At 75.4% G+C, this 6,102-nt stretch carries 8 protein-coding genes; 4 read left to right on the plus strand and 4 right to left on the minus strand.

Going from position 1 to position 6,102, the window contains the following annotated elements; all coding sequences use genetic code 11:
- Positions 1-734, minus strand: a 734-nt coding sequence (locus tag E1300_RS46670) for an RsbRD N-terminal domain-containing protein (RefSeq protein WP_503104950.1), incomplete at its 3' end; no start/stop codon positions are given.
- A gap of 181 nt (positions 735-915) precedes the next feature.
- Here E1300_RS46670 and E1300_RS46675 point away from each other — a divergent pair.
- Both E1300_RS46675 and E1300_RS46680 read left to right on the plus strand, forming a co-directional pair.
- Positions 916-1,839, plus strand: a complete 924-nt coding sequence (locus E1300_RS46675) for an SGNH/GDSL hydrolase family protein (RefSeq protein ID WP_131763692.1) — start codon at positions 916-918, stop codon at positions 1,837-1,839.
- Positions 1,840-1,897: 58 nt separating this feature from the next.
- Complete coding sequence (locus tag E1300_RS46680; RefSeq protein ID WP_131763693.1) at positions 1,898-2,134, plus strand: SDR family oxidoreductase; 237 nt, start codon at positions 1,898-1,900, stop codon at positions 2,132-2,134.
- A 25-nt stretch (positions 2,135-2,159) separates the two neighbouring features.
- Here the strand turns inward: E1300_RS46680 and E1300_RS46685 are convergent, their stop codons facing one another.
- The gene (locus E1300_RS46685; protein ID WP_242619849.1) at positions 2,160-2,792 is read right to left on the minus strand and encodes a TetR/AcrR family transcriptional regulator; all 633 of its coding nucleotides are present in this window, start codon (positions 2,790-2,792) and stop codon (positions 2,160-2,162) included.
- Positions 2,793-2,866: 74 nt separating this feature from the next.
- Between E1300_RS46685 and E1300_RS46690 the strand changes: the two genes are divergently transcribed.
- Positions 2,867-3,412 (plus strand): SRPBCC family protein, encoded by a 546-nt coding sequence (locus tag E1300_RS46690; RefSeq protein ID WP_131763695.1) that lies wholly within the window; start codon positions 2,867-2,869, stop codon positions 3,410-3,412.
- A gap of 84 nt (positions 3,413-3,496) precedes the next feature.
- On the opposite strand, the gene E1300_RS46695 is transcribed toward E1300_RS46690, so the two are convergent.
- A complete protein-coding gene (locus E1300_RS46695; protein ID WP_131763696.1) occupies positions 3,497-4,006 on the minus strand; it encodes a hypothetical protein in 510 nt (169 codons plus the stop codon).
- A 23-nt stretch (positions 4,007-4,029) separates the two neighbouring features.
- On the minus strand, positions 4,030-4,839 hold the full coding sequence (locus E1300_RS46700; RefSeq protein WP_242619850.1) for an ArsR/SmtB family transcription factor: 810 nt from the start codon (positions 4,837-4,839) through the stop codon (positions 4,030-4,032).
- Between the two features lie 129 nt (positions 4,840-4,968).
- Between E1300_RS46700 and E1300_RS46705 the strand changes: the two genes are divergently transcribed.
- The coding region (locus tag E1300_RS46705; protein ID WP_165503311.1) for an AAA family ATPase at positions 4,969-6,102 on the plus strand (1,134 nt) is incomplete at its 3' end.

Below are 6,102 nucleotides of genomic sequence, written 5' to 3' on the forward strand. Positions count from 1 at the left end.
AGGACGTCCCAGGGCGGCGCGTCCGCGAACGGCAGCAGGGCCGTCCCGCCGGTGGTGTCGAGGTGGGCGAGGGCGGGCTCGTCGGCGGCCTCGTCCAGCGCCGTCCGGATCCGGCGGATCTTGCGGCGGGCGGCGACGCGGGCGCGCTGGCCCGCCTTCCGCTCGTCGGGGTGCGGCGCGAGCGCCAGGACGAGCACGGCGTAGCGGGCCGCGGGGCGGTGCGCGATCCCGTCGAGGGGCGCGCCGTCCAGCAGCGCCCGCAGCAGGGCGTGCCGGCCGCCGTGCTCCTGGCTGTCGAGGATCTGCCGGACCTCCAGGTAGGCGCCGCTGACGGCGGAGGTCAGCCACCGCTGGAAGTCCATCAGGTGGGCGAGCGCCTCCTGGTAGTCGGCGAGGTCGGACGGCCGCGCGCCGCCGGCGAGCTCGTCCCAGGCCATCGCGGTGCCGATCTGGTAGGCGGTGAGGATCGCGTCGAGCGGCACGCCCTCCTCGGCGCGCTGGGCGGCCGAGTCGCGCTGCCGGGCGAAGTCGCCGGGGCCGGCGGGGCACCGCCGCTCCAGCACGTCGGCGAACTGCCGTAGGGTGTGCTGGACGATGCCGGCGACGTCCCCGGCGATCTCCTCCTGCGGCAGCTCGGCGTAGACGGGCAGCTCCGCGAGGAGCCGGTCGACGACGCGCGCCGTGAGCCCCGGGGCCCGCGCGCGCAGGTGGGCGGCCAGGGGCCGGCCGGCCACGCTGAGCGGTCTGCCGAGCGGTCTGCCGGGCGGTCTGCTGTCAGGCGGCACAAGAACTCCCGCGGAAGTCTGCCATCGCACCAATTGAACGAGATGTCCGCATTTTGGATGATCACGGCGACACCGTCCATGTGACGTCCCGGCGACTCCGCGCGACGTCCCCGCGACCTGGAGCGGCACCATGAAGCGTCTGCGGCACGGCGTGACCGGCGTGATCGGCAGGATCGGCCTGTGGGGGGCCGCGGCGGGGGCGGCGGCGGGGCTGGCCGCGGGCGCGGCGGTGGGCACCGCCGCGCCCGCGCGGGCCGCGGCGGGGGAGTACGTCGCGCTGGGCGACTCGATGGCGTCCGGGCCGCTGATCCCGGACGTGACGGGCCCGGTGGCGTGCGGCAGGTCCACGCACAACTACGCCCACGAGCTCGCCGCGGCGCTGGACGTCGCCGTCCTCCGGGACGTGACGTGCAGCGGGGCGTCCACGCGGCACATGACCCAGCCGCAGAGCCTCAGCCTGCTCGGCGTGCCCGCCGGGACCGCGCCGCCCCAGCTCGACGCGCTGACCGCCGGCACCACCCTCGTGACCCTGACGATCGGCGGCAACGACGTGGGGCTCGTCGGCGTCGCCGAGGACTGCGTCCGCCTCGACCCGACCGCGACCCCGTGCAAGGGGCAGTACGCGGACCAGGTCGCCGAGCGCACCCGGGCGTTCGAGCCCAAGCTGTCCGCCGTCCTGGACGGCATCCGCGCGCGCTCGCCGCAGGCCCGCGTGGTCGTGACCGGATACGGCCTCTACATCAAGCCGGGCGGCTGCTGGCCGGCGCAGCCCGTCCTGCCCGCGGACGCCGACTTCCTCCAGGGCGCGGTCAACGCGATGAACGCCGTGATCGCGCGGCAGGCGGCCGCGCACGGCGCCACCTACGTCGACCTCGTGACGCCGAGCGCGGGCCACGACGCCTGCCAGCCGGCGTCCCGCCGCTGGATCGAGGGCTACGTGCCGCTGAACGCGGCGGCGCCGCTGCACCCGAACCGCAGCGGCGAGGCGGGCTACGCGGTGGCCGTCGCCGCCGCCCTCGGCGCCCGCGCCGGCGCCCGCGCGGGGGCGCGCTGACCGATCTCCGGCGGTCCCGCTAGGGTGCCCCCATTCCGCCGAGCCGCCTGTGGGGGCCATGCAGTCCACCATCGTGATGACCGGTGCGAGCCGCGGGATCGGCCGGGCCGCGGAGCGCATCCTGTCCCAGGCGCCGGACGTCCACCTGGTCGTCGCCGGTAGGGCCGGGCCCCGGCGGCGGGACTTCGGCGGACGCGGCGTCTCGCACGTCGACGTCGATCTGGGCTCGCGTCGTACGACCCCGGCCGCGAGCGCGAACTGTGGGACGCCTGCGAACGCCTCACGTCACCCGTAGCGTGACCCGGCGGTTTCCTGCCCCGTCAGTCAGTGCCGCGCAGGAGGCCCCTGCTCAGCAGGGCGGCGACGGCGTCGTCCCAGCGGCGTAGCTGAGCGGGGTCGGTGAGCGGCTCGGGGAGGTGCCGGTCGAGGTGCGGCCGGAGGATCGCGGTGCCCAGCACGAGGACGAGCGGGTGCAGCACGGCCCAGGTGCGGTCGACGTCGGACGCGAGCAGGCCGTGGTCGGCGAGCCGGTCCCACTGGCCGGCGCTGATGGCGACCAGGCCGTCGAAGACGGCCGAGCCGACCGCCTCGCCCTCGATCATGGCGCGGACCAGGTAGCCGACCACCTCCGGATGCCCGGTCATGATCGAGGTGACGCGGTGCCCGAGCTCGGCGAGCGCGTCCCGCGGCGGCGCGGGCAGCGGCGCGGACGCGACCGCGTCGCCGACCACCCGCAGGACGTGCTCGTCGACGGCCGCTCTCAGCCGGGCCTTGGTCCCGAAGTGGTGCTGCACCAGCCCGATCGACACCTCCGCGGTCTCGGCGATCGCGCGGAGCGAGGTGCCGGAGGCGCCGTGGGCGGCGAAGCAGCACAGGGCGGCGTCACGGATCCGGTCGGCCGTCGACGGCTCGCCGGGGTCGGTTCGGACGGGGAACAGCGATCGCGGGTCCACGCGTCCCACCCTAGACAATACGTTCATACCGTGCGACGGTATGAACGTATTGCCGTGGTGACGGAGGAAGGGTGATGTCCGTGATCGAGCAGATCCGGCGCGGGGCGTGCGGGGCGGGCGTCCGCCCCTCGGCGCGTGCCGCGGGTCCCGCGGCCGTCGTCGTCGAGCGGACGATCGCGGCCTCCCCCGAAGCGCTGTACGCGATGGTCGGCGAGGTATCCGAGATGGCGCGGTGGAGCCCGGAGACGGCGCGGTGCCGCTGGATCCCCCCGGCGACCGGCCCGGCCGCCGGGGCCCGGTTCCGGGGGGTGAACCGGCGGGGGCGGCGCCGCTGGTCGACGACGTGCACGGTCACCGCCGCCGAGCCCGGGCGGCGGTTCGAGTTCGAGGTCCGCGCCGCCGGGCTGCCGATCTCGCGCTGGCTCTACACCTTCCGGGCCGAAGGGGCGGGATGCCGGGTCACCGAGCGGTGGACCGATCTGCGCCCGGTCTGGGCGAAGCCGCTGTCCCTGCTCATCTCCGGCGTGGCGGACCGTACCGCGCACAACCGCCTGACCATGGAGGCGACGCTGGCGGCGCTGGCGGAGGCCGCCGAGGACGGCCCCGAGACGAGGCCATGACCGCGGTGCTGGCCCTGAGCGGCAACGGCACGATCGGCGCCTAGTGGGGACGCGCGCAACCGGCGCGGGACGCGGTCGGGCGCCTCACGAGGACGCCGCGGCCCCGGCCCGGCTCGGCAGGAGGGCGAGGAGCTGCTCGGTGTGGCCGGGCAGTTCCACGTCCGCGAGGCCCGTGACGAGGTCCCGCAACGGCAGGGGCTGATCGACCAGGACGGTGCCGTTGGAGAGGAGCCGGGTGGGCACCGGTGTGTCGAGTTCGGCGTCGCTCAGCATCGGTCCGCCGAGCGCGCAGAGGGCCTCCCCCTGGAGGCGGATGCGCTCCCGGAGCCCTGCGTTGCCGCCGGCGAGCGTGATGGCGCGCTGGATGCTCCAGGCGTCGAGCGCCAAGCGGTTGTCGTAGGTCGCGTTCGTCCCCGACGCGATGGCGGAGACGGCGGCGAGGGTGATGGCGTTGATGAGGGTGACGTGGGCCAGGATCTGGTCGGCGTTCCACTCCCCGGGCGGCGGGACGAGGTCGGGGCCGCCGGAGTCGGCCACGGTGGCGGCGGCGTCCAGCAGCGCGCGGTAGGCGGTCCCTAAGGGGATGGTGTCCATGAGGCTTCTCCTCGGTGTCGTGGTCAGGCGTGGGCTCGGCGCATCTCCCAGGGCGCCTGGGGGAGGACGTCGCCGGTTTCGAGGAGCGACTTGAGGTTCGCCAGCACCGCCGGCCAGCCGGCCGAGATGCCGGCGAGCATCTCCTGGTTGGGCAGGTTCTCGTGCGTCACGGTGAGGCGGACGATGTCCTGGTGCGGCTCGACGAGGAAGGTGACGACCGACGCCTCCCTCGGCGGCTGGACGTCGGGCGTGTCCTCGAAGGTGATGACCAGGCGCGTGGGCGGCTCGGACTCGACCACCCGGCCGACGGCGTCGACGGCGCCCGACTCGTCGGCGCGCCGGTGCTCCCAGGGCGAGCCCGGCTGCCAGTCCGAGACGTTGGCGTGCCCCCAGTAGCGGGCTGTCAGGTCCGCGTCCGTGAGGGCCTGCCACACCTGTTCCGGGCTCGCGCGGATGTAGGTGACGTAGACGTAGGACGGCACGGACGTGGTGCTGCCGGTCATGGCGTACTCCTCTGCCTGGTTCTTGATGGCTCTGATCGCATCGAGGCGGGGCTTGTCGAACCCGGAGATCCAGCGCTCCTCGATCTCGTGGATCGGCGCCGGGTTGAGGTAGTGGAGCCGTTCCCGTCCGCGCCGCACGACGGTCACGAGGCCGGCGCGCTGGAGGACGTCGAGGTGCTGGGTCGCCGACTGGCGCGCCATGTCCAGGCGCTCGCACAGCTCGCTGAGCGTCTGGCCGTTCTGCTCGCGCAGGCGGTCGAGCAGGAGCCGGCGGGTGGGGTCGGCCAGCGCCTTGAAGACCGGATCCATCGCTGTCGCTTCGGGGCTCACGCGGACCATTATGCAGGTATCTGCCTGCATATTGTCAATGCGGGGGACGGGTCGCGTATTCCGGTGATGTCCGGGTCACCCGGCGTAAAATGGGACGTCGGCTCGGGCGGTCGCGTCGCGGAGGTAGGCGTGGGTGGCTTCGACGGGCGCGCTGAGGTGGTCGGGCGGGAAGCCGAGCTGGCGTCGCTGTCGGCCTTCCTGACCCCCCCGGAGGACGGGCCGGAGCACGCGCCGGTCGTGGCGTTCCTGATCGAGGGCGAAGCCGGTATCGGCAAGAGCACCCTGTGGCGGTCGGGCGTGGCGATGGCGCGGGAACGGGGCCACTTCGTCCTCTCCTGCGTGGCCGCCGAGGCGGAGGCCGGATTCGCCTACTCGGCCCTGGGAGACCTGCTGGACCCGGTGCCCGGCTCGGTGCTCGCCGGGCTGCCCGGCCCGCAGCGGCGCGGGCTGGAGGTCGCCCTGCTGCGCGCCGACGCCGACGGGCCGGTGGACGAGCGGGCGGTGGGCGTCGCGTTCCTGTCGACGCTGCGCGTGCTCGCCGCGTCGGGGCCGGTCGTGGTGGCGATCGACGACTCGCACTGGCTGGACGCGCCGACCGCGCGCGTCCTTGAGTGGGCGCTGCGCCGCCTGGACGACGAGCGCGTGAAGGTCCTGGCCTGCGCGCGCACGGGCGTCGCCGCGCGGCTCGGGGCCGACCTGGAGCGGTACGTCGGAGCGGGACGGCTGCGGCGGCTCACCCTCGGGCGGCTCGGGCCGGACGCGCTGCGGCGCCTGCTGGCCGGCACGCTGGGGGCGGCCCCGCCGCCGAGGGTGCTGGACCGGGTCTGGGAGGCCGCGGCGGGGAACCTGTTCCACGCCCTGGAGATCGCCCGCGCGCTCGCCTCGCGTCCGGAACCGCCCGCGCCGGGCGAGCCGCTGCCCGTCCCCACCTCGCTGCGGGACCTGGTCGCGGCGCGCGTCGCCGAGCTGCCCGAGGCGGCGCAGGAGGCGCTGCTCGCCGCGTCGGCGCTGACAAGCCCGTCCCGCGAGCTGATCCAGGCCCTGGACCGGCGGCGCCGCGCGGCCCGCGTGCTCGCCCCTGCGGAGCGGGCCGAGCTGATCGTCATGGACGGCGACCGGCTGCGCTTCGCCCACCCGCTCATCGCCTCCGCCGTCTACGCCGGGGCGGACCCCGCGCGGCGGCGCGCGCTGCACCGGCGGCTGGCCCGGCTGGTGGGCAACGCCGAGGAGCGCGCCCGGCACCTCGCGCTGGCGGCGGACGGT

It is taken from the genome of Actinomadura fibrosa (genome assembly GCF_900659615.1).
Lineage (GTDB): Bacteria > Actinomycetota > Actinomycetes > Streptosporangiales > Streptosporangiaceae > Spirillospora > Spirillospora fibrosa.

Bases quoted from the DNA above. Each gene is read 5' to 3' on its own strand.
- E1300_RS46675 (WP_131763692.1), top strand. From the start codon at position 916: ATGAAGCGTCTGCGGCACGGCGTGACCGGCGTGATCGGCAGGATCGGC.
- E1300_RS46680 (WP_131763693.1), top strand. From the start codon at position 1,898: ATGCAGTCCACCATCGTGATGACCGGTGCGAGCCGCGGGATCGGCCGG.
- E1300_RS46690 (WP_131763695.1), top strand. From the start codon at position 2,867: ATGTCCGTGATCGAGCAGATCCGGCGCGGGGCGTGCGGGGCGGGCGTC.
- E1300_RS46695 (WP_131763696.1), bottom strand. From the start codon at position 4,006: ATGGACACCATCCCCTTAGGGACCGCCTACCGCGCGCTGCTGGACGCC.